We start from the raw sequence: 22655 nt of genomic DNA, 5'->3' as shown, positions 1-22655 counted from the left end.
ACCATGTGGTATTTCGCTTGGATTCTGGGTGTATTGCTGGCGTGCTCGTTCGGTATTATCAATGCGCTTTGGTTAGAACACACTGAAGCCATGGATCGTGACAGTGAAGAATAAGTTCACGACTATGCTAGACGGTCTGCATGACCGTCTTCATATCCGTGTGCTCATGCTGTTATCGCTGGCAATGGCGCTAACGTGCGGCGGGTTAGTCATGTGGGATCCTCAGACTTTCGCAGATAAGATTGGCGGCTTCACTGTTGCCAATGGTCCTGCACTGATTTGGGCAACCTGTACCGGAATGATCCACGGTATGGCGTTCAAACCACGATTCTGGCTTTGGCAGCTCGTTTTCTTTCCACCGTTTGCGTGGGTAGTGATGAGTTTTGTGCTTGTAAAAGCATTTCTTTGACATCCCGTTGTAACACTCTGTTACCGACAGCCCGGCTTAAAACAGCTGGGCTGTTTTATTTTGCGCCATTCGTGACCAGCCTCGTCGCTTGGTGCTTTTATTACACTGAGTAAGTCAGTTATAGTATTTCGCTAAACCTTACTATGGATTTCAGGTAATTATCAGGATGAGGAGTCTCCATCCGTTCTGCTGGCCTGTTCGCATCTACTACGAAGACACCGATACTGGTGGGATCGTCTATCATGCGAACTATCTCAAATACTTCGAGCGTGCGAGAACAGAACTTCTGCGCAGCATTGGTGTCCATCAACATACGTTATTTGAAGAACATACGGCGTTTGTCGTACGTCATATGGACATCGATTTCCTCAAAGGCGCAAGGCTTGACGAAGAACTTACCGTTCAAACAACGGTACCTGAAGTTCGTCGGGCGACCCTCACATTCTGTCAAGATTTGGTGAATTCAGAAGGCGATGTGTTGTGTCGTGCCACCGTTAAGGTAGCCTGTGTCGATTCTGAGAAAATGAAGCCGAAATCCATCCCTAAATCGATTCAATCGGAGATTTTAAGTGAGCGCTGAACTTTCAATTCTTGATCTGTTCTTGCAGGCGAGTCTGCTGGTTAAAGCAGTCATGTTGGTTCTGCTGGGCATGTCTGTCGTGTCTTGGGCAATGATCATTAAGCGTTCGCAGGTGCTTTCAGAAGCGTCATCGAAAGCGGAGCGTTTTGAAGACAGATTCTGGTCCGGGATGGACTTGTCTCAACTGTTTCAGGAAGTGCAGGCTCGCAAAGACAACCTGTCAGGCAGTGAGCAAATCTTCTACTCTGGCTTTAAAGAATTTGCCCGTCTTCACCGTAGCAACGGCAAAGTACCAGAAGCGGTGATGGAAGGCACCTCCCGTGCCATGCGCGTTTCTCTCTCTAAAGAAGTGGAATCGTTGGAAACCAATCTACCATTCCTTGCAACGGTCGGTTCAATCACGCCATACATCGGCCTCTTCGGTACGGTTTGGGGCATCATGCACGCATTTATTGCGCTGGGCGCTGTTAAGCAAGCGACCCTAGCCATGGTTGCACCGGGTATCGCGGAAGCACTTGTCGCAACTGCAATGGGTCTGTTTGCTGCTATCCCAGCGGTGATGGCGTACAACCGATTTACTGCGAAAGTGGGCAAGCTTGAGAACAACTACATCAACTTCATGGAAGAGTTTTCGAGCATTCTTCACCGTCAGGCGTTTGCTTCACCGAAGGAGTAATGCATGCCTTACCAGCGTAAACGGCGGAAAATGAACGCCGAAATCAACGTGGTGCCATACATTGACGTGATGTTGGTACTCTTGATTATCTTCATGGTGACAGCGCCTTTCGTGACGCAGGGTGTGGATGTGGATCTTCCACAAACATCGAATGCTAAAACGGCAGCGGAGCTTGCAAAAGAAGAAGACAGCGGCGCGTTTATTATCGTAGAAGTTGATCAGAACGGCGGTTTGGGACTTTCCGTGAATAACGGAGACATGCAACGCGGTCTGTCACTTCAGGATCTACTTATCCGCGTGAAGGCAGAGCTAGAAATTAACCCTAAATCACCTGTGCTTGTTGGCGGTGATGGGCGCGTGCCGTATTCAGAAATCATTCTCACCTTGGATGCATTGAACCAAGCTGGGGTTTCATCAGTCGGCTTGATGACGGAACCGCTTGATTCATGAGAGATGGAATGAAGAAAACTCAGAAGTCGAGTTACACGGGCGCAACTTTCGTTTCTGTATTGCTGCATGCTGCATTATTCGGTGGCTTACTTTGGGGGGCGGACTTTACGAAAGTCTCGCACCAACCTGTAGGGCAAAGCATTGAAGCTGTCGTTATAGACCCAAGTGTGGTGAACGAGCAGGCGAGAAAAATTCGCCAGCAGCGGGATGAAGCCAAGCGTCAGGAAGACGATCGTCTCCGTCGTTTGGAACAGCAAGCTGATTTGCTTGAGCAGCAGCGTGAGCAGGAAGAAAAACGCCTGCGTGAGTTGAGAGCAGAAAAACTGGCTGCTGAAAAAGAGGCCCGTGAAGCGGAAGTCGAGCGCAAGCGTATTGCTGATGCCAAGAAAAAAGCCGCTGAAGAACAGCGCAAAGCCGAAGAAGCTACACGTATTGCTCAGGAAAAAGCGGCTGCAGCCGAAGCTGAGCGTGTTCGTCGCGTAGAGGAGCAACGCAAAGCGGAAGAAGCGGCGAAGAAAGCAGAAGCAGACCGCCAACGCGCCGTTGAAGAGCAGCGTAAAGCTGAGGAAGAACGTCAACGTAAACTGGCTGAAAAGCAGCGTGCTGAAGAAGAAGCACGCAAAGCGGAAGAAGAACGCCAGCGTAAGTTAGCCGAGAAGAAAAAAGCCGAGGAGGAAGCCCGCAAAGCCGAAGCTGCGCGTAAAGAAGCTGAGCGCAAAGCAGCAGAAGCGAAGCGTAAGCAGGCAGAGCAGGAGGCTGCCCTCAACGAGCTTTTTAGCGGTCTCGAGTCGGAATCTGCCACGCGCGATTCGGCTCGAGGACGTTTTGTGAATGATGAGGTTGCACGTTACATAGGCATCTTCACTCAAAGTATCTCGAGTAAGTACAACAAAGACGCTGTGCCTAGCGGTCAAATATGTGATTTAAGGTTGAAGCTTTCCAGAACAGGTCTTGTTTTGGATGTTCAAGAGCTCAAAGGCGACTCAATTGCTTGTCGCATAGGAAGTTCAGCGATATTCGAAGTAGGTACGTTTCCAATGCCTGAAGACGAAGACGTTAAAAAGCAATTTTTAGAGTTTGTTTTTGAGTTCAGGCCAGAGCAATAAAGGGTATTTATGTTCAAACGAATTCTATTCAGTGCCATAGCGCTTATCATCGCTTTCGCACCATCAGCGTATGCTGAATTAAGAATTGTCATTACAGACGGTATTAGCTCCGCGCGCCCAATTGCCATTGTTCCTTTCAAATGGGAAGGTGAGGGCAAGCTTCCTACGGATGTTTCAGCGGTCGTTGCTTCGGATTTACAGCGAAGCGGCAAGTTTAGCCCAGTACCAACCGACAAAATGCCACAAACGCCATACAACGATGAGCAGGTGGACTTTAATGACTGGACTGCAATGGGGGTGGATGCGTTGGTAACAGGCACCATCAGCCCAACCGCTGACGGCAAATACCTCATCAATTATCAACTGATTGATATCGTTCGCGGCCAGTTAACTGGCGGTCAGAGCAAAGGGCTGTCTACAACTGGCGAATTGGTGCTGACTAAAGATCATCTGTTGTTGAATAACCGCAAAGTGGTTGGTGACAAACAGCTTCGCCAGTATGCGCACCGCATTTCCGATTTGGTTTACGAGAAACTAACCGGCGAAAAAGGGGCATTCCTGACGCGCATTGCGTACGTGGTTATCGACGACAAAGCGGAACATCCTTACCAACTTCGTATTGCGGACTACGATGGCTACAACGAATTGTTGGTACTTCGTTCCAAGCAACCACTGATGTCGCCAGCATGGTCGCCTGACGGCAAGCAGTTGGCTTACGTGAGTTTCGAGAACGGTCAGGCACAGATTTTCCTGATGAATATCTACACCGGTGAACGTGAAATGATTTCGTCATTCCCACGTCACAACGGTTCGCCACGCTTCTCTCCGGACGGCAGCAAACTGGCGATGGTACTGTCGAAAACTGGCAGCCTTCAGGTTTACGTGTTGGATTTGAAGACCCGCAAGATGGACCAGATCACTAAAGGCCGTGCGAATAACACCGAACCATTCTGGGATCCAGACGGGCAGTCTTTGATCTTTACCTCAGACCGGGGTGGTAAACCACAGATTTATCGAGTAAATTTAGCCGATGGTTCTACCAATAGGATTACTTGGCAAGGTAGCCAGAACCTCGGCGGTCAACTTACCCCGGATGGTAGATACCTGGTGATGGTTCACCGCTCGGACTCAGGCTACAACATTGCAAAACAAGATTTGCAAACGGGTGCTGTTGAGATTCTAACGAAAACTATGTTGGATGAATCTCCAAGCCTTGCGCCAAACGGCAGTATGGTCATTTACAGCTCAGTTTACGGGCGTAATAACGTGCTTTCTTTGGTGTCCATTGATGGACGCTTCAAAGCGAGACTACCAGCTACCAATGGCCGGGTGAGAGCCCCAGCATGGTCCCCGTTCCAATAAATATTTGCGCTTATTTGATATAAGGAAAACAAGATGCAAGTTAATAAAGTACTTAAGGGTTTGGCTGTAGCGCTGCCTATGTTTACTCTGGCGGCATGTAGCTCAAGCGACAGCTCTACCGACAGCACTGGCACCGAAACGAACAACGGTTCACAAACTACTGTTGTGACTCCAGTTGATGGCGGTCAAGGCGGCCTGACTGAGCAAGAGATCCGTAACAACGAATTGCGTCAGTCTCAAACCGTTTACTTCAGCTTCGACGACTACTCTGTTCTTCCACAGTTTGAAGATATGCTGGATGCACACGCAGAATTCCTGCGCGCTAACGCAGACATCAAAGTAGTTGTAGAAGGTCACGCAGATGAGCGTGGTACTCCTGAGTACAACATCGCGCTGGGCGAGCGTCGTGCAAATGCAGTTGCTAAGTACCTGCAAGCACTGGGCGTACCAGCATCTCAAATCTCTATCGTAAGCTACGGTGAAGAAAAGCCACTGGTTCTTGGCCAGGGTGAAGAAGCTTACGCGAAGAACCGTCGTGCGGTTCTGGTTTACTAATTAAAGGTAAATCTTATGAACAGTAACACTTTGCGTGCTCTATCGCTGGCGTTACTGGTGAGTGCGGCAGCCCCTGTGGCTGCCGCACCTGCTCCGGTGACTGAGTTGGGCGGTAGTGGTAGCTCTGTTGAGCGCTTGGAGCGAATGCTGGAAGCTCGAAACCAGATGCAAATCGACATGCAGCGCCAACTTGACCAGATGGCGAGCGAACTCGATGAGTTGCGTGGCACGGTCGAAAGAAACAATTACGAATTAAATCAGATGCTGGAACGTCAGCGCGATCTCTACCGCGAGATTGATTCGCTGAGAAATGCGAAACCGGCACCTGCTGTTGAAGCTAAGCCTCAAGAAAATGCTTCAACGGAAAAATACTCTGCGAATCAGTCTGAGAATGCGGAATATGATGCGGCAGTCAATCTCATCCTGAAAGAGAAAAACTACGCAGGCGCGACAGAAGCGTTCAACGCATTCTTGGCGAAATACCCTGAGTCAATTTACAAGCCAAACGCACACTACTGGCTGGGACAGTTGTACTTCTCTAAAAGCCAGTTAGACGATGCGAAGAAAAACTTCACTGCCGTTAGCCAGTTTGCCAAATCAAGCAAACGTGCCGATGCACTGTTGAAGTTGGGCATGATTGCTGACCGCCAGAAAGATGCGGCAACAGCCAAAACCCTCTTTGAGAAAGTTGTGAAGGAATACCCTGGCACAACCACGGCAAAACAAGCTGAGAAGCAGTTGAGCCAATAAGTTCTAAAAGTGTCACTCAAGAAAGCCAGCATGATTGCTGGCTTTCTTATATCTAAATGAATCAACTTGGGTGTAATTGATATTACGCTTTAGCGTCATAAAAGATGAAAACTCGATACCAAGCTGGGTATAATGACCGGATTGGAAGCCAAATCTGAGTAAGTTGATGAGCCAGATTATTAATACTGCAGAGACAGTATATCCTTTCCCTCCGAAGCCGGAGGCCTTGTCCGAGCAACAGAAAACTGACTACATCGCGAGCATCAAGCAACTGCTTAAGGAAAAAGATGCAGTGATGATTGCTCACTACTATACCGACCCTGAAATCCAGGCGCTGGCCGAAGAAACCGGTGGTTTCGTTGGTGACTCTCTGGAAATGGCGAAGTTTGGTAACAAACATCCTGCTAAGACCCTTCTGGTTGCTGGCGTTCGCTTTATGGGCGAAAGCGCCAAAATCCTTACTCCGGAAAAAACGGTTCTGATGCCAACGCTTGAAGCAGAGTGTTCATTGGATTTGGGCTGCCCAGAAGATCGCTTCACCGAATTCTGCGATGCTCACCCTGACCATACGGTTGTGGTTTACGCCAATACTTCTGCAGCTGTTAAAGCCCGTGCGGATTGGGTAGTCACTTCGTCTATCGCGCTGGAAATCGTTGAGCATCTCGACGCTGAAGATAAGAAAATTATCTGGGGTCCTGACCGCCATTTAGGCTCATACATCGCGAATAAGACCGGTGCAGAGATGCTGCTTTGGCAAGGCGAATGTGTGGTGCATGACGAATTCTCAGCGAAAGCATTGAGAGACATGAAAGCGGTCTACCCAGACGCTGCGATTCTTGTTCACCCAGAATCCCCAGCCAGTGTTGTAGAGCTTGCAGATGCTGTCGGTTCAACCAGTCAACTGATCAAAGCTGCAAAAGAGTTGCCAAACAAGCAACTGGTGGTCGCGACTGACAAAGGCATCTTTTTCAAGATGCAGCAGATGGTGCCGGAGAAAGAGCTGATTGAAGCGCCAACCGCTGGTGCCGGTGCAACATGCCGAAGCTGTGCACATTGTCCTTGGATGGCAATGAACGGCTTGAAGGCCATCGAACTGGCATTGCGTGAAGGTGGTGAAGAGCATGAAATCTTCGTTGATGAAGCAATCCGAGTGAAATCTCTTATCCCTCTGAACCGTATGCTGGATTTTGCTGCTTCTCTGCAGTTGCAGGTTAAAGGCAACGCGTAAGGTCAAAGAAAGTTATTCAAAAGGCGGGCATGATGTTCGCCTTTTTTGTTTTCAAACATTGAGGAATAAACATGGCACAAGCAATGTTAATCATAGGGCTTCCAATCGCACTGGCTTGGATGATGTTCTGTGTCGGCATTACCTTGTCATTGGCTGATTTCAAACGCGTGGTGGAGTTCCCGGGAAAAATTGCAGCTGGGTTAACGGCGCAGCTTGTTGGCTTGCCGCTAATTGCCTACATCCTCATTCATGTTTTTGCATTGCCAGAAGTGGTCGCTGTGGGTCTTTGGATTTTGGCGCTGGCTCCAGGTGGGGCTTCCTCCAACGCCATAAGTCATTTGGCGGGCGGTGACTCGGCGCTCTCTATCACCATGACAGCAGTCAGCAGTCTGATTATTCCTTTCAGCTTACCTTTGATGCTGCCTTTGGTGCTCTCAGATGTTTCTACAGTGATCCCTGTAAAAACGGCCATCCTTCAGCTTGTCGCTGTCACTTTGTTACCAGTGACTATTGGTATGTTACTCAATCACTTTATGAAAGGTGAAGGGTTTACACGCTTCTCTGTTTTGGCAGGCAAATCAGCTTTGTGGGCGCTGTTCTTTACTGTGGCACTGACGCTGGCTGCTAACACGGCCGTGTTCTCTCAATTGTTCTCCGTTGCATCCGTGATGGTGCTGTTACTGTGTTTGTTGGGAATGGGTTTGGGTGTTGCCGTGTCAAAGCTGTTTTCAGGCGATAGAAAGCTCACACGAACTTTTGCCATTGAGGTCGGTATTCAGCATGCGGGCACTGCGATATTTGTGGCGGTGGTTCAACTTCAACAGCCTGAACTGGCATTGACGCCTTTGCTTTATGGAGTGTTGATGAATATTCCAGCTGTGATATTGATTGTGCTGAATAAACGCAGGCAAGACTCTGTAATGGCTTAAAATAGAGCTGCCGTCGGCAGCTCTTTTTGCCTTGTGTTTTCAAATTACAGCGTCGGCATAGAGAAAGAAGTACTTTCACGCACACTGGCTGATGGCCAACGTTGGGTGATGGTTTTACGTCGGGTATAAAACTTCACTGAGTCAGGCCCATACGCATGAAGGTCACCAAAGAGTGATTGCTTCCAACCGCCAAAGCTGTGATAAGCCACAGGAACGGGCAGGGGAATGTTGATCCCGACCATACCCACCTTGATATGATCAGAGAAGTAACGCGCCGCTTCACCGTCACGGGTAAAGATGCAGGTGCCGTTGCCATATCTATGATCGTTGATGAGTGTCATGGCTTCTTCCATGGAATTCACGCGAACGACCTGTAGCACAGGGCCAAAGATCTCCTCCTGATAGCTGACCATGTCTGGTCGAACATTGTCGATAAGTGTTGCACCCACATAGAAGCCATTTTCATAGCCTTCAACATGAGGGTTTCGTCCATCAACCACGAGTCTCGCGCCATCTTCTGCAGCAGAAGCGATGTAAGCTTCGACTTTCTCTTTGTGCTCTTGAGTGATCACGGGACCAAAATCGTTGCCGTTGTCATAGAAAGGTCCAACGCGCAGTGATGAAAGCTTCTCTGCGAGACTGCCGACTAATCTGTTCGCCGCGTCATGACCGACAGCTACTGCCACAGACAGCGCCATACAGCGCTCTCCGCTAGATCCAAATGCAGCACCAATCAGCTGATTAACCGCGTTTTCCATATCGCAATCTGGCATGACAATCGCGTGATTTTTTGCACCGCCAAGAGCCTGACAGCGCTTGCCGGACTGACTCGCTTTCTCGTAGATATATTGCGCAATTGGTGTGCTGCCAACAAAGCTAACAGCTTCAATGCCTTTGCTTTCCAGCAGTCTGTCTACCACGGTTTTATCGCCTTGAATGACCTGCATGACACCGTCCGGCAATCCTGCTTCTTTTAGCAATTCAGCGATATATAATGCTGCGCTGGGGTCGCGTTCAGACGGTTTGAGGATAAAGCAGTTACCGCAAACCAAAGCCATAGGGAACATCCACAGCGGCACCATGGCGGGGAAGTTGAAGGGGGTAATACCTGCAACGACACCGAGTGGCTGGTGCTCAGACCAAGAGTCGATACCTGCGCCGACGTTTTTGCTGAACTCACCTTTCAACAGTTCTGTTGCGGAACAAGCATATTCGACATTTTCGATACCACGTTGAAGCTCGCCCATTGCGTCATGCTGAATTTTCCCGTGCTCTTCACCAATCAGCCGACAAATGGTTTCCATGTTGTCTTCGAGAAGCTGCTTGTAACGGAACATAATGCGTGCACGTTTAATGGCAGGTGTGTTGCGCCACTCAGGGAATGCAGCGTTTGCGATGTCGACCGCTTCATCTACCAACTCAACAGGCGCTAACAATACATCCTTTGCGTGCTCACCCGTTGCTGGGTTGTACACTGCTTGCTTTCTGGAACAAGTTTCTCTGATCTCTCCGTTGATCAAATGCCCAATATCCGTCATTTATCTTTCTCCTATTTCCAGAGGCTGGTGTAGAGCGTTTTCATCTCGTCTTCAGTTGGCACTCTTGGGTTATTCCCTGGAGAACCGGACCCAAAAGCCTGCTGAATCATGGTGTCGAGCACGGCGTCAAAATCATCTTTTACGACACCAAACTCTTCCAAAGAGGGGACTTTCAGTTCTTCATTGAGTGCCAGCAACTCTTGTTGCAGGCTGCTATTGGCTTCCTCAACACTGGCAGACTCATCAACCAATCCCATTGCTTTCGAGCATTGTGCGTAACGTTCAGGGCAAGCTGGAATGGAAAAGGCGGTAATACTTGGTAGCAACATGGCATTGGACAATCCATGTGGTACATGGAAAAACGCACCGATAGGTCGACTCATACCGTGAACCAAGGCAACTGAGGCATTGGAGAAGGCAATGCCTGCGAGCGTGGAGCCCATCATCATTTTCTGACGGGCTTCTATATTTTGGCCATCGTGATAGACCTTGCGTAGGTTTGGTGCGATAAGGCGCATCGCTTCCAACGCATTGTAATCACTGAATGGATTTCCTTTCTTACTCACGTAAGCTTCGATGGCATGAGTAAGTGCGTCGATCCCCGTGTCTGCGGTGATGCGGGGAGGCAGGGACATGGTCAACTTGTAGTCCACCAAAGCAGCGACAGGAAGAAAGCCGAGGCCAATACACAGCATCTTTTCATCGGTCTCGGAGTCCGTGATGATGGTGAACTTGGTGACTTCCGAACCAGTACCCGCTGTGGTTGGAATGGCTATCACCGGAATACCGGTTTCATTAACGATGCGAGGCGCTTTGTAATCACGCATGATGCCGCCGTGGCTGGCAAGCATGCTGATCGCTTTGGCGCTGTCTATGGCGCTGCCGCCTCCAAGGGCGACAATACAGTCGGTTTGACTATCGCGTGTTACGGAGACCGCTTCTTCAATCGATTGTGAGGTTGGCTCTGGAATGGTGTCAGCGTAGATATGGCTTTGAATCCCAGCTTCCGACAGCAGTTCTGTCACCATGGCGGCATAGCCCATCTGAACCATGGTTTTGTCAGTCAGGATCAGTACACGAGAAGCATTAAATCCTTTCACGATATCCGGCAGACGTTTGGTTGCGTCTTCGCCGAATTCCATCATCCGTGGCATAGCAACTGAAGTGCTCATTTTAAGGCTCCTATTGTATTGGTATCTGGTTTTCCGGGTAGCGCTGCTCTGCAGAGCCGCACTGGGAACTAAGTGCGACGAAAATATCGTCTCCCTATATAGAATTAACCGCTGAACTCATTGAGATGCTCCTTTTTAAAACGCTATAAAATTAATAAAACTATGACTTTTTATTGATTTGATTTGCCGACGTTTTAAATTTACTTATTTGCGACTTATATATGTCGCATTTAGGTAAGTGAGCATGTTTAACCTAGGTTAGTAACCTTTCATAATCCAATGCTTTCCATCAATTAATAAATTTATAGCCATTGGTATAAAAATAATTATGCATTAAAGCTGTGTGTCACTATTTTTACATTCTGACCATTTCTTTCTGTGTTGATTAGGTGTAAATAGTGAGTTTATAAAAATGAAAAGTCGGCACTTTTTGATGTCGGTAAGGTGGATTTCTCTCAAAAAAACCTGTTGGTTTTAACGTGATGCAAGGAACACAATACATGAAGAAACGGCTACCTCCGCTGAACTGGCTTAGGTCGTTTGAAGCTGCGGCAAGGCATCTTAGCTTTACCCATGCCTCACAGGAATTACACATAACGCAGGCCGCTATGAGTCAGCAGATCAAAGCACTGGAAAGCCAGCTCGGTACTATGCTTTTCGTCAGGTTGCCGAGAGGTTTAGAGTTGACCGAAGCAGGCGCGGCGTACTTACCTGTGCTTCATGAATCTATTGAGAAAATGAATGAGGTGACTGACGAGCTGTTTGGTAAGGGAAGAAATAAGCTACTGAATGTTAGAGTTAATCTTGTCTTTTTTGTTAACTGGCTTGCTCCGCGTTTGCCCGATTTTTATGAGCGGTACCCGGATATCAACCTGAAGATTACCAGCAATATTTGGGTGAATAGCCAACAGAAGGCGCCTGATTGTGATCTCGAGATCATCTACGGCAACGGCCGATGGCAGCAGTATGAAGCTCGCCGGCTTACATGGGATCTGCTCCAACCGGTTTGCAGCCCAAACTACGCTTCCCGTTTCCAAGGAAAGCCCGTCCCTGAAGATATCGTCAATGAAAATCTGATACACGTTATCGGTTACGAAGACGGCTGGAATAGATGGTTTCAGTCGATTGGTATGCCATACACCGATTTTAACCTTGGCAGTCAGTTTGATACTTTAATCAATGCCTTTGAAGTGGCGGCTAACGGCGGTGGTATAGTTTTGGGGAGGAGTAGCTTACTTCAAGGGTATTTCGAAAGTGAAAAGCTTATCTCCTTATTTGAGCATGAAGTCTTAACAACAGAAGCTTTCTATTTAGTTAATCATAAATCCCGTTTCTTACATCCTCATTCCGAAGCGTTTATTGACTGGGTAATGGAAGAGGTTAATAACGATGAAATAAATAGCATACATCGCCCGCTTTATAACTAGTTACCCCTGGGTGCATTAAAAATTTTATGATGAGACCAAATTTAAATTAATGGTCGATAAAGTTTAAAGTTATTAACATCCGGCAATGAATTCACCTCTCGGTGGTTCTCATTCAATGATTATGTCTCTTTAGCAAGGAGCGAGATAAATGAGAAATGCATTGCCGTTTTCAGGTCTAAATGTTGTCGATTTTGGTCAGTATGTTTCTGGCCCAGCCGTCGCCATGATCCTTGCCGACTTGGGGGCCAATGTGGTTCATGTTGACCCGCCTAACGGACCACTTTGGAAACATTCGGCCAACGCTGTTCTTAATCGGAATAAAACCAATATTCGGCTGGACCTAAAATCTGGCTTGGATCTCGATAGGGCTTTGTCCTTGTGTTCACAGGCTGACGTAATCATCGAAAACTTCCGTCCTGGCACGATGAAGAAGCTGGGTATCGATTTAGACACCCTGCGTGAAACAACCCCCAGCTTGATTACGCTTTCTCTGCCTGGCTTTGCATCAAATGACCAACTACGCAAACAATGGAAAGCAACAGAAGCTGTGATTGCTGCTTCTTCCGGTGCCTTTACCGATATGGGTTACAACCGGGTATTAATGGGGTGCGACCCTAGCTTTTCCCCACTCACGCTGGGTTCTGCTTACGCTACCATGTTGGCGGCAAGTGGTGTTTCTCTGGCGTTGTTTGAAAGAGAAAAAAGTGGCCAAGGAGATCATATTGAAGTGCCAGTGGCTGCTGCGCTGATGGAAGGGCTCTCTTACAACTCCATCAATATTGAGGGTATGCCAGAGCGCTACCACACCATGCGGGAAAAAGAGATTACCCGTCGCCGCGAAGCAGGGCTCCCCATGGATGTCACCTATGATGAGCTTCAGGAATACCTCGACCCCTTTTATCGTACCTACAAGTGCAAAGATGGCCGCTATTTCTATGTCGTCTGTCCGTCACACCGTAACCACGCGCGTCGCTGCCTTGAGCTTGCTGGAATATATGATGAGCTGGTTGCCGAAGGTCTACCAGACGTGGAAAACCTCTATCTTCCTCATTCTCAATGGGAAGCTGAAACGTCCATTGGTGTTTACCCTTTACCTGCGAACTGGGCTGCCAAAATATCTGAGAAAATGAAGCGTGTTTTCATCACCAAAACATCTGAAGAGTGGGGCAAGCTCTTTGGTGAAGGAGGTATTCCTGGCGCGCCGCACCGCTCGACGCAAGAGTGGGTCAATGCGCCTTATTCGTTGGAGAGCGGGCTTATCGTAGAAGTGAATGATCCTGAATATGGCGTGATGAAACAACCAGGCCCTTTGGTGTGGTTTGAAGAGTTGGGTGAAGAACTATGCGACATAGAACCACGGAAATTTGCCGAATATCAGGATGCTGAAAGGCTTTTTAGCCAAGCAGGACTGCATAGAAACTATGAGCTCTCACCCAACGTCGAGCCGGACCGCCAATGGCTCAAAGGCGTCCGTGTTCTCGATCTGACAAACGTTATTGCAGGGCCACATTCCACTGCGTTTTTGTCACGATTTGGGGCAGAGGTTATCAAGCTGGATCCGACCAAGCCAATGTATGATCCGCTGATTGGTGTGTTCTTCAGCTATCTCTCCAATATCGGGAAGAAGAGCTTGCTGCTCGATATGCTGACTGACGAAGGCAAACCCATTTTCGAAGCTTTGGTGAAGACCTGCGATATCGTCGTTATCAATGCGCCTTCACGCCAGGTTGAACCTCTCGGTTTGAATGAAGAGCGCTTAAAAGCGATTAACCCAGACGTGATTTTCTGCCGCTTGGATTGTCTTGGAGGGCCTAAGCGGGGAGAGAAAACGGATTACATTGGCTATGACGATATCATTCAAGCGAACAGTGGCATCATGACCCGCTTTGGCGGCGCGGAAACACCGGAAGAACATGCTCATCTTGGAACGCTGGATGTAAATTGTGGCTTCGCTGCTGGGCTTGCGATGTCGGTCGCTTTGTATGCGCGGGCGAAAACAGGACAAGTGCTGCGTCCCAGAACGTCATTGTCATCGACAACCAATCTTGCGCAGATTAAATACAGTCATGATTATGAAGGTGCGCCGCCGCGGGACGAGCCATCTGGTCGCGAAGCGTTGGGTTATGATGCCTTGTCGCACTTCTATCAAACTCATGATGGCTGGCTATATCTTGATGCGACGGAAGCCGATATCAATAAACTCGAAATGCTTGAAGAGCTCCGAGGTATTTCTACATGCGACGAGGCAGGGCGTAAGGCCATGCTTGCGAATCAATTTAAACGTAAGCCCAACGATGTTTGGTTGAATAAACTGTCCCAGTTAGATGTTGCGGCAGCGCAAACACGTAGCATTGAATGGCTAAGAAAGCGTTATAGCCGTCCACAAGATGGACAGGTTGGGTTTGATTCTGGCAGCTATGCGTTTTCGACCCATGACGAACATCCGAGCGGCTACGTCACGACTATGGTTGATCACTATTCGATTCGTCCAAAAGAAGCAAAGATTATTGCAGCTCCGCAAACTGAACGTTTCGGGCGCTCTAGCCGGAGAGTGTTAGGTGAGCTAGGATTTGGTGAGTCAGATATCCAGAGTTTGATAGACAAAGGTATTGTGAGTGATGGCTGGTCAGAAGAATTCCTGCCAAGCTGATTCCTAGGTACAGATTACAGAGACTAAAAAGCCGTCATAAGACGGCTTTTATCATTTTACTTGGTTTAGCGAAGTTGCCAAACGCGGTAGGTTTTACCTTTGATTTTCCCGCTGGAGAGTTTCTTCAAGGCTTTCTTCGCCACGCTGCGCTCAACGGCAACATAAGAACGGTAATCGGTGACTTTGATTTTGCCGACTTGTTTACCTTCAATACCATCCTCACCGGTCAATGCGCCAAGAATATCACCAGGGCGAACCTTGCTTTTCTTACCACCATCAATGTGAAGCGTCACCATGGCAGGTGTGCGTGGCACATTGTTCAATACGCTGGAATCTGGCAGTGCTGAAGATTTGATGTCACGCTCAAGATGATCTTCTAGCAATGCAACACGGTATCCATCCTCATCACCGAAGAAGGTATACGCCGCACCTTCGCTGCCTGCACGGCCAGTGCGGCCAATGCGGTGAATGTGCACTTCGGTATCAAATGCCATATGGTAGTTAATCACCGCATCTAGGGCTTCGATGTCCAAACCACGCGCAGCAACGTCTGTTGCCACCATGATGTTGGTACTCTTGTTAGCAAACTTCAAAAGCATTTGGTCGCGGTCGCGTTGCTCTAAGTCGCCATGCAGCGCTACCACAGAGAAGCCTTCGTTATCCAGTACTGCAGCCACGTCTTTCACGTCGCGCTTGGTGTTACAGAACACTACCGCACTTTCTGGCTGATGCTTCAGCAACAGAAGCTGAAGCGCTTCCATACGCTCGCGGTTGTTGGCACAGCGGTAGAAATGTTGGGTAATGCTGGTGTCGTCGTGGTTTGATTCCACTTTCACCATCACTGGGTTTGCCATGATTTGCTTGCTGATGCTTTGGATTTGCGCCGGGTAAGTAGCACTGAACAGCAGTGTCTGACGGTCAGAAGGTACTTGGTCAAAAATAGCATCGAGCGCAGGTTGGAAACCCATTTCTAGCATGCGGTCTGCTTCATCCAGAATCAGTGTATTCACTTCTTCCAGAGACAGGCGGCCTTTTTCCATGTGGTCCAGGATACGGCCAGGTGTACCCACGATAATGTGAGCACCATGCTCCAGTGAGCCGATTTGCGGACCCATAGGAACACCGCCACACAGTGTCAGCACTTTGATGTTATGAATGCCACGTGCCAGCTTGCGGATTTCAATGGCGACTTGATCGGCCAGCTCTCTGGTAGGGCAGAGCACTAGTGATTGAACGCGAAAACGTTTAACGTTGAGCCGGTTCAGCAATCCAAGACCAAAAGCCGCTGTTTTGCCTGAACCTGTTTTACCCTGACCGATGACATCTTTCCCATCAAGTATGGAAGGCAGGCTCTGGGCCTGAATTGGCGTCATGGTTTTGTAGCCAATGTCATTGAGTGTAGAAAGCAATTCATCTTTCAACGGAAGTGTTGAGAATACTTGATTCGTCACAGGGAGAGTCTCGTTGTCAGTGCCGTTTTAGCGGCGAGTAAATTCAGGGGCGCGACTATATCAGGAATGGTTGAAAACTGCGCGAAAACTTTGAAATAAAAAAGCGGTCGATGACCGCTTTAGACAATTCAGGGAAGAGCAGGGGAGTTATTGTGCTTCGGCCATCTGGAAAGCACGCATCGTCAGGCCACAAAGCATCACCGGCATGCCATTGAACACTTCCTCAAACTGTGCCAGTTCTGCAGCACCTTGTTCTTCCATGACTGCCAGCGCAGACTCGGGGTCAAACAGCAGGCTGATAGAAAGTAGCACGCCGCCCAGAAGTGCATTTTCTTGCGAGTCTTCAGGCATCAGCGTTTCCCAGTCATCACGGCACAGGGTCCAGCCCTGCAGCATGCCTTCACAGTATTCGCGCGTCGCTTCGTTCACGATTTCGCTTTCGCTCAGTGCACAGGCTTCCGGCCACTGCCATTCGTTAGACAATAGTGCACCACGTTTTTCGTTCCACATTTCAACGATGATGTTGGCGTATTGCTCAAGTTGTTCATGGCTACCGAACGGCGCTTCTTCTTCACCACCCCACATGAATGCAAGCCATTCGCTTGGGTCGATAAGGTGTGGGGCTGCAGCCATTGCAGTCACAAAGCCTTCTGTTTGCATGGCGGAAAGCAGCTTTGGCTCCAATCCGTTTTCGGTAATAAATTGCGATAGCGAGATAGACATGAAAAACTCTCTTTTCCTATTGAGCTGCTTATTCTAGCAGTGTGCGGAGATTTCTGAGAGAGAAATGCGGTTTCGAGTTCAATACTGAACCAAAGCGCTTGAAAGATAGCCACTTGCGCGCTTTTTTCAGAAATATTATTGACGCTCTAGGCCTCTTTCCCTATAGTAGCGCCCCGTTGGGACGAGAAGTCCGACAAACAGTTTGGTGAGTTGTCCGAGTGGCTGAAGGAGCACGCCTGGAAAGTGTGTATACGGCAACGTATCGAGAGTTCGAATCTCTCACTCACCGCCACATTCGAAACCCGAGCAGAGATGCTCGGGTTTTCTCGTTTCTGGGCTCTGAAAAGATGGAGTTTTCTCGCTCGAAACGGTTCAGATTCACCTTTCAATACCCCAGACAAACAAAAACCCGGCTTATGCCGGGTTTCTCGAATATCGTCCTGTAGGAGGCTAGCACTCCATTTGCTACTTATTGTGCCTTAAAGCACACCGCCCCAGTACATTGCATTCATCAGCGTGAAAGCTGTCGTTACACCCATCAGGATGAACAGTGGTGCATAGTTCGAAATTTTAGCGGCGATCTTGTTTGACACAGTAGGTACCTCGTGATGATTTGTTGCGCAAATTATGCACAATATTGTGACTTTCATCAATATTAAATGAATGGTGTTTTATATTTTATTTGCGAGGTTTAGTGGTGGGTAAGTCTGCATAAAGTTACATCGGTGTTAAGAAATGGCCATTTATTCGCAGTATGAAAAAGCCAGCGGATTAATCGCTGGCTTTTCAATGGATTATGGAAACATTAGTCGATGATAATTTTCGACTGTGTGATCATTGCATCGATGACAGCGGAACTCATTTGATCGTTGTTCAGACCCGTCGAATCGACACCATAGGCCGAGGCTAAGTCTGTAACAGAGATATTATCTAGGGTGATCGTCTGGTCAGTGTCTGCACCTGTCGAAACAATGTTGATAACCGCTTCTCCATTAGCGTTATCAAAGACAGAAAGATAATCCCCAATGTTGGTTTCGCTTTCTCCTTGCAGAAGATCAGCAAGATCTAAACGGTCTAATGCTGTATCAAAGTCTGCGATGAGATCTTGGGCGGGTAAACTGCTAGTCCCTTGATCGCCAGACATATAAGCGAATGTGTCATTGCCTGCTCCACCAAACAGAATGTCGTCTCCTTTACCGCCGATGAGAATATCATCGCCGATGCCTCCATCCAGCGCATCATTACCAGCAGCGCCATTAAGAGTGTCATTGCCGGCAAGTCCAAGCATGATGTCATCATCCCCAAGCCCTGACAGAAGATCATCTCCATCAGTGCCGAACGCTGAAGTTTGGCTAAGATCGACCAAATTATTCAGTCCTTCAGTGGCGCTGGTGGCGTAGAAAGACGATATGTTGGTGCCTGATTCACCGATGACAATGTGGATGTCTGATGTCGTGCCATCATTGGCAGTGAATGTGATGGTGTCTTGAAGCGTTTCTCCCTCTGGGATATCTGTCAGACGGGTTGGATCCAAGGTATATGTCCAAGTGCCATTGACCAGTTGCGCCGAGCCATACTGACCTTGTTCTGTCGTATCTGGGAATATCCCTGTGGTTGCGCCGTTGGAATCTGCGAGAAGCAGTGTGCCGGAGGCTGTTGGCGCTGTTCTTGGCTCAGCAGTGTCGCTGATGGCGTCTCCTAATGTCACAGTCGCGACGTCACTCTCATTGCCTAAAGAGTTGATAGCTGTATAGGTAAATGACGTATCTGTGGTATCTACTGCAGTAGTCGAAACGCTGGTAACAGTGAGGTTACTGTTGGCGGATGCAGAGATATACATCCGCAATTCATCATAGCCATTGGCATCACTAATATTAAGCGTCGCATTACCCGTTAGCCCTGACGCTTCCCAGACGTTTGCGAAGGTAAATTCGTTAACAATCTGACCGTCTTTCAATGCGATAAAATTAACGGTAGCGTTCGCTGGGCGAGTATCTGAGAAGTTTCCAAATGCACTGGCAACAACAATGTCAGTGCTTGTGACATCAAGCCCACTGGTAAACTCAAAAGTCATCACTTCTTTGTTGGAAGAATCTAGCTCTCTATCGTTCCCGATCCCGATACCAGCTTCACCTGCTTGGAATTCCCAAACGACAGGCGCATCTGTGATGGTGCTGCCTAGGTCAGGTTTAGTGCCCGAGAAAGTACCTCCAGACACCGTCATGCCGTCAGTGACAATTGTGGTTTGGGTGGAGCTCGTAATGTCAGAAGCGGCAAATGTTTTGCTGACTTTATCTGGTTCGAAGACGAAATTGGTATCGTCCGGTAATGTGTCTCCAACAGAAACGGCGATTGGGTTTCCATTGGTATCAAGATAGTAAAGCGTACCATTATCTGGCAGAGAAGTGATGTTGATTGAGGTAGTTAGGGAATCTCCACTGTTTGCGTCATCCACCGTATCGGACGTGAAGTCTGCCAAAGAGAATGAAACGGTGCCGTCAGATGGATCTTCCTCAAAACCTGGTGATGCGGCGTCAGGCGACAAATTAACGATAACACTGTCAGTATTGGTTCCCTGAACAGACTGTTCAAACGGTTGGTGCCCGGTAACATCAATAACAATGTCTTGTGTCGTTCCATCCGTGGCGGTCAGAGTGATGATATCCTGAGCCACTTCATCGTTGTCCAGACTGGATGCCTTGTCCTTATCAAGTGTATACGTCCAGTTGCCGTCAATAAGCTCCAATGTCCCATATTTGCCTTCCACCACAGCATTCTGGAACGCTGGTTGATCATTGGTATCGATATCGGAGATCGCAATTGAGCCTGATACGGTAATTTCTTCCTGATTTCCAATATTTAGTTTTACCGTTGCCGTGTTTCCGTCAGCATCTACCAGATAATAAGAGCCATCTTGAGTCTGAACGATTACGGGAGGGGTTCGGTCACCGCTAATATCGGTGATTGTGGATTGCAGTACAAAGCTACCGCTGTTGTCGATAGTGTAAAGGTCAACGCCACCGCTAGTACTTGGCATGACAAACACTGGTTCTCCGTCAATATAGTTTGCTGAGGAGAAGTAATGCCCTGCTCCAGAAACAGTATCAGTGAGGGTTAAATTACCTGTGCTTCCTACCTCATAGATGGTTGCGACATCTGAAGACGTATTTGTGTAAATGGCATAGAGGCGCCCATCGCTGGTTTCATAAAAGTTAGCTGAGTTGCCGCTGCCTACAGTCACTGATTCTGAATCAACAAATGTCAGCGTTCCATCTGTCGCATTGACGCTGTAAATACGCACTTGGTCATTGGAAGAAGCGACCAGCCAAGTGTTGTAGTTATTGTCTGTATATATGTCGATAGAGGATACAAGATCCCCACCAAACACGGCGCGATTGAGGTTAGTAAAATCGCCGCTAATTGGATCATAAGTTAATGTGGAGATGTTATCTGTCCCAGGGCGTGCGACAAACACATACTCTGTGCCATCTTCACCTTCGAATACCACGTTTTCTCTGATATAGCTAAGCCCATCAGTAGCGGTAATATTACTCACGCCACCGTTTATCGACAGCGTTCCATCTGTGGCTATCTCCCAAGCTGTCAGTGAATGGCTATTTTGGGAAGTGACAAACAGTGTTGGGCTCCCATCAATATCCGATATGTTGGATTGAGTTAACCCGTTCCCTAACGATCCTGGATTGATACCCAGTGCGACTAAGTCTGCTGTGATATCTCCACCAGAACTGGTGGTTACAGTATCGGTAGCTTGGTCGTAGGTAATTCGGTCCGTTTCAGTGAGCGAGCCATCATTGTTGACCTTATAAATGAAGGTAGAAACGCTGATGCCCCATTGGGTTGAGACAACATAGGGCACGCCATTGATTGTGGTTGATGTTGTTGTCCAGCCCGCATTGGTAGGGCCTGAGATAGCCGCTCCCTCTGCCGTCAAGCTCTCGGCATTGCCTGCATCAAGATAGAAGCCTACTGCGTCCACACTGCCAGTCAGGGTACCTGTTACTTCTGGAGCATCTTCTGTACCAGTGATCGAGATTGTTATTTGGTGTGTCGAACCGTCGGTCGCAGTTAATGTAATGGTATCGCTGACGACTTCTCCTTCATCCAACGTCTGCGCATTGGCATCCAGTGTGTAAGTCCATGCTCCGTTCACTAGCGCGAGTTGGCCATAGCTTCCAGATGTCGTTGTGTCTCCAAACTCAATAGGGGTAACACCGTCGGCTGCGAAGATTTGTAACGCACCGGAGACAGATTGGTCACCAATATCCTCAATCAGTGCTGCGGTATCATTGTCTGTGATAGAGGTTTCAAGTGCGCTTGGTTGTGTAGGTTGTGCTTCAAAACCACCTCCGGATGTTGTACTGACTGACACGGTGAAAACATCATCATCAGACAGTTCGACAAGCTGGTCATCCAAAGTGTCAACAGTAAACGACTGCGATAGCGATCCTGCAGCGATCACGACATCACGTGTAACAGGCGTGACATCGCCATCTTCGGTGGTCTTATGACCAATCACCACAGTGACCGTAAAGTCCGCGGTTGGCGCTTCACTGAGCGTCAAGGTGTAGCTCGCCGCTTCGCCTTCATTCACTGAGGCATCGCCCGTCAATGTCAGGGTTGGCGCATCCGTGGTGGTGCCATCGTTGATGGTGGTTTCGACGGCTGCCGGTGCGCTTGGCTGCGCCTCAAAATCACCGCCAGAGGTAGCATTCACCGAGACGGTAAACACATCATCATCGGCGGATTCATTCAGGCTGTCGTCAAGCGTATCGACGGTGAAATCGATGGAAGTGGTGTTCGCAGCGATCACCACATCACGGGTCACCGGCGTGACATCGCCATCTTCGGTGGTCTTATGACCAATGACCACAGTGACCGTAAAGTCAGCCGTTGGCGCTTCTGACAGGGTGAGGGTGTAGCTGGCCGCTTCGCCTTCGTTGACTGAGGCATCGCCCGTCAGTGTCAGGGTTGGCGCATCCGTGGTGGTGCCATCATTGATGGTGGTTTCCACTGCAGCTGGGGCCGATGGCTGCGCCTCAAAGTCACCGCCGGAGGTGGCATTCACCGAGACGGTAAACACATCATCATCCGCCGACTCATTGAGGCTGTCGTTCAGGGTATCAACCGTAAAGTCAGTGGACGTGGTGCCTGCTGCGATCACGACATCGCGGGTCACCGGCGTGACATCGCCATCTTCGGTGGTCTTATGACCCACGACGATGGTCACGGTAAAGTCCGCCGTTGGCGCTTCACTGAGCGTCAAGGTGTAACTGGCCGCTTCGCCTTCATTGACAGAGGCATCGCCAGTCAGGGTTAAGGTCGGCGCATCCGTGGTGGTGCCGTCATTGATGGTGGTTTCGACGGCTGCCGGGGCCGATGGCTGCGCTTCAAAATCACCGCCGGAGGTCGCATTCACCGAGACGGTAAAGACATCCTCATCGGCGGATTCGTTCAGGCTGTCATCCAAAGTGTCAACAGTAAACGACTGCGATAGCGATCCTGCAGCGATCACGACATCACGGGTCACCGGGGTGACATCGCCATCTTCCGTGGTCTTGTGAGCCACGACGATAGTCACGGTGAAATCAGCGGTTGGCGCTTCCGACAGGGTCAAGGTGTAGCTGGCCG

Annotated in this window: 18 protein-coding genes and 1 tRNA gene; 14 read left to right on the top strand and 5 right to left on the bottom strand. The window is 48.8% G+C overall.

From position 1 onward, the window contains the following. Nucleotides 1-3: 3 nt before the first annotated feature. The 11 genes from cydX (at nucleotide 4) to RN22_RS19045 (ending at nucleotide 8045) form a co-directional block, all read left to right on the top strand. Complete coding sequence (cydX, locus tag RN22_RS24795) at nucleotides 4-114, top strand: cytochrome bd-I oxidase subunit CydX (protein ID WP_039849945.1); 111 nt, start codon at nucleotides 4-6, stop codon at nucleotides 112-114. Nucleotides 115-124: 10 nt separating this feature from the next. Next, entirely contained in the window at nucleotides 125-409 is a 285-nt protein-coding gene (locus RN22_RS19090; protein WP_002538444.1) for a cyd operon YbgE family protein, read from the top strand. Nucleotides 410-575: 166 nt separating this feature from the next. Next, complete coding sequence (gene ybgC, locus RN22_RS19085) at nucleotides 576-989, top strand: tol-pal system-associated acyl-CoA thioesterase (RefSeq protein ID WP_046306750.1); 414 nt, start codon at nucleotides 576-578, stop codon at nucleotides 987-989. Then, nucleotides 979-1665: a protein TolQ gene (gene tolQ / locus RN22_RS19080; protein WP_046306749.1), complete on the top strand. Its 687-nt coding sequence runs from the start codon at nucleotides 979-981 to the stop codon at nucleotides 1663-1665. The genes ybgC and tolQ overlap by 11 nt, the downstream gene beginning before the upstream one ends. A gap of 3 nt (nucleotides 1666-1668) precedes the next feature. Further along, nucleotides 1669-2115 carry a protein TolR gene (tolR, locus tag RN22_RS19075; protein ID WP_002538441.1) on the top strand — a complete coding sequence of 149 codons (447 nt, stop codon included), beginning with the start codon at nucleotides 1669-1671 and terminating at the stop codon, nucleotides 2113-2115. Between the two features lie 8 nt (nucleotides 2116-2123). Beyond that, complete coding sequence (gene tolA / locus RN22_RS19070) at nucleotides 2124-3221, top strand: cell envelope integrity protein TolA (RefSeq protein ID WP_046306761.1); 1098 nt, start codon at nucleotides 2124-2126, stop codon at nucleotides 3219-3221. A gap of 9 nt (nucleotides 3222-3230) precedes the next feature. Next, complete coding sequence (gene tolB, locus RN22_RS19065; RefSeq protein ID WP_046306746.1) at nucleotides 3231-4583, top strand: Tol-Pal system beta propeller repeat protein TolB; 1353 nt, start codon at nucleotides 3231-3233, stop codon at nucleotides 4581-4583. 33 nt (nucleotides 4584-4616) lie between these two features. Beyond that, nucleotides 4617-5138 carry a peptidoglycan-associated lipoprotein Pal gene (pal, locus tag RN22_RS19060; protein ID WP_002538438.1) on the top strand — a complete coding sequence of 174 codons (522 nt, stop codon included), beginning with the start codon at nucleotides 4617-4619 and terminating at the stop codon, nucleotides 5136-5138. A 15-nt stretch (nucleotides 5139-5153) separates the two neighbouring features. Next, nucleotides 5154-5888 carry a tol-pal system protein YbgF gene (gene ybgF, locus RN22_RS19055; RefSeq protein WP_046306744.1) on the top strand — a complete coding sequence of 245 codons (735 nt, stop codon included), beginning with the start codon at nucleotides 5154-5156 and terminating at the stop codon, nucleotides 5886-5888. 166 nt (nucleotides 5889-6054) lie between these two features. Then, on the top strand, nucleotides 6055-7116 hold the full coding sequence (gene nadA / locus RN22_RS19050; protein WP_039849941.1) for a quinolinate synthase NadA: 1062 nt from the start codon (nucleotides 6055-6057) through the stop codon (nucleotides 7114-7116). Between the two features lie 71 nt (nucleotides 7117-7187). Next, a complete protein-coding gene (locus RN22_RS19045) occupies nucleotides 7188-8045 on the top strand; it encodes a bile acid:sodium symporter family protein (protein ID WP_046306743.1) in 858 nt (285 codons plus the stop codon). 44 nt (nucleotides 8046-8089) lie between these two features. On the opposite strand, the gene RN22_RS19040 is transcribed toward RN22_RS19045, so the two are convergent. Then, nucleotides 8090-9583: a CoA-acylating methylmalonate-semialdehyde dehydrogenase gene (locus RN22_RS19040; protein ID WP_046306741.1), complete on the bottom strand. Its 1494-nt coding sequence runs from the start codon at nucleotides 9581-9583 to the stop codon at nucleotides 8090-8092. Nucleotides 9584-9594: 11 nt separating this feature from the next. Continuing rightward, complete coding sequence (locus tag RN22_RS19035) at nucleotides 9595-10755, bottom strand: iron-containing alcohol dehydrogenase (RefSeq protein WP_046306738.1); 1161 nt, start codon at nucleotides 10753-10755, stop codon at nucleotides 9595-9597. 500 nt (nucleotides 10756-11255) lie between these two features. On the opposite strand from RN22_RS19035, the gene RN22_RS19030 reads away from it, so the two are divergent. Together RN22_RS19030 and RN22_RS19025 are read left to right on the top strand one after the other, a co-directional pair. Beyond that, the gene (locus tag RN22_RS19030; RefSeq protein WP_002538431.1) at nucleotides 11256-12182 is read left to right on the top strand and encodes a LysR substrate-binding domain-containing protein; all 927 of its coding nucleotides are present in this window, start codon (nucleotides 11256-11258) and stop codon (nucleotides 12180-12182) included. A 148-nt stretch (nucleotides 12183-12330) separates the two neighbouring features. Continuing rightward, the gene (locus RN22_RS19025; protein ID WP_046306736.1) at nucleotides 12331-14832 is read left to right on the top strand and encodes a CoA transferase; all 2502 of its coding nucleotides are present in this window, start codon (nucleotides 12331-12333) and stop codon (nucleotides 14830-14832) included. Between the two features lie 65 nt (nucleotides 14833-14897). Here RN22_RS19025 and dbpA read toward each other — a convergent pair whose 3' ends face one another. Both dbpA and RN22_RS19015 read right to left on the bottom strand, forming a co-directional pair. After that, nucleotides 14898-16283: an ATP-dependent RNA helicase DbpA gene (gene dbpA / locus RN22_RS19020; RefSeq protein ID WP_046306735.1), complete on the bottom strand. Its 1386-nt coding sequence runs from the start codon at nucleotides 16281-16283 to the stop codon at nucleotides 14898-14900. 147 nt (nucleotides 16284-16430) lie between these two features. Continuing rightward, on the bottom strand, nucleotides 16431-17006 hold the full coding sequence (locus RN22_RS19015; protein ID WP_046306733.1) for a UPF0149 family protein: 576 nt from the start codon (nucleotides 17004-17006) through the stop codon (nucleotides 16431-16433). Between the two features lie 204 nt (nucleotides 17007-17210). Between RN22_RS19015 and RN22_RS19010 the strand changes: the two genes are divergently transcribed. Further along, nucleotides 17211-17298 (top strand) — tRNA-Ser (locus RN22_RS19010). 513 nt (nucleotides 17299-17811) lie between these two features. On the opposite strand, the gene RN22_RS19005 is transcribed toward RN22_RS19010, so the two are convergent. Next, nucleotides 17812-22655 (bottom strand): VCBS domain-containing protein (locus RN22_RS19005; protein ID WP_046306732.1); only part of this gene is annotated, 4844 nt, incomplete at its 5' end.

The sequence above is a fragment of the Grimontia sp. AD028 genome (assembly GCF_000973155.1).
GTDB lineage: Bacteria > Pseudomonadota > Gammaproteobacteria > Enterobacterales > Vibrionaceae > Enterovibrio > Enterovibrio indicus.
The sequence above is the reverse complement of the archived record's forward strand: the minus strand, read 5'-3'. Positions and strand labels throughout refer to the sequence as shown.

What these genes read in the sequence shown, in the direction of transcription:
- RN22_RS19030 (WP_002538431.1), top strand. Translation starts at nt 11,256, where the DNA reads ATGAAGAAACGGCTACCTCCGCTGAACTGGCTTAGGTCGTTTGAAGCT.
- RN22_RS19025 (WP_046306736.1), top strand. Translation starts at nt 12,331, where the DNA reads ATGAGAAATGCATTGCCGTTTTCAGGTCTAAATGTTGTCGATTTTGGT.
- tolB (WP_046306746.1), top strand. Translation starts at nt 3,231, where the DNA reads ATGTTCAAACGAATTCTATTCAGTGCCATAGCGCTTATCATCGCTTTC.
- ybgF (WP_046306744.1), top strand. Translation starts at nt 5,154, where the DNA reads ATGAACAGTAACACTTTGCGTGCTCTATCGCTGGCGTTACTGGTGAGT.
- RN22_RS19040 (WP_046306741.1), bottom strand. Translation starts at nt 9,583, where the DNA reads ATGACGGATATTGGGCATTTGATCAACGGAGAGATCAGAGAAACTTGT.
- RN22_RS19035 (WP_046306738.1), bottom strand. Translation starts at nt 10,755, where the DNA reads ATGAGCACTTCAGTTGCTATGCCACGGATGATGGAATTCGGCGAAGAC.
- nadA (WP_039849941.1), top strand. Translation starts at nt 6,055, where the DNA reads ATGAGCCAGATTATTAATACTGCAGAGACAGTATATCCTTTCCCTCCG.
- pal (WP_002538438.1), top strand. Translation starts at nt 4,617, where the DNA reads ATGCAAGTTAATAAAGTACTTAAGGGTTTGGCTGTAGCGCTGCCTATG.
- tolA (WP_046306761.1), top strand. Translation starts at nt 2,124, where the DNA reads ATGAAGAAAACTCAGAAGTCGAGTTACACGGGCGCAACTTTCGTTTCT.
- RN22_RS19045 (WP_046306743.1), top strand. Translation starts at nt 7,188, where the DNA reads ATGGCACAAGCAATGTTAATCATAGGGCTTCCAATCGCACTGGCTTGG.
- ybgC (WP_046306750.1), top strand. Translation starts at nt 576, where the DNA reads ATGAGGAGTCTCCATCCGTTCTGCTGGCCTGTTCGCATCTACTACGAA.
- RN22_RS19090 (WP_002538444.1), top strand. Translation starts at nt 125, where the DNA reads ATGCTAGACGGTCTGCATGACCGTCTTCATATCCGTGTGCTCATGCTG.
- tolR (WP_002538441.1), top strand. Translation starts at nt 1,669, where the DNA reads ATGCCTTACCAGCGTAAACGGCGGAAAATGAACGCCGAAATCAACGTG.
- cydX (WP_039849945.1), top strand. Translation starts at nt 4, where the DNA reads ATGTGGTATTTCGCTTGGATTCTGGGTGTATTGCTGGCGTGCTCGTTC.
- RN22_RS19015 (WP_046306733.1), bottom strand. Translation starts at nt 17,006, where the DNA reads ATGTCTATCTCGCTATCGCAATTTATTACCGAAAACGGATTGGAGCCA.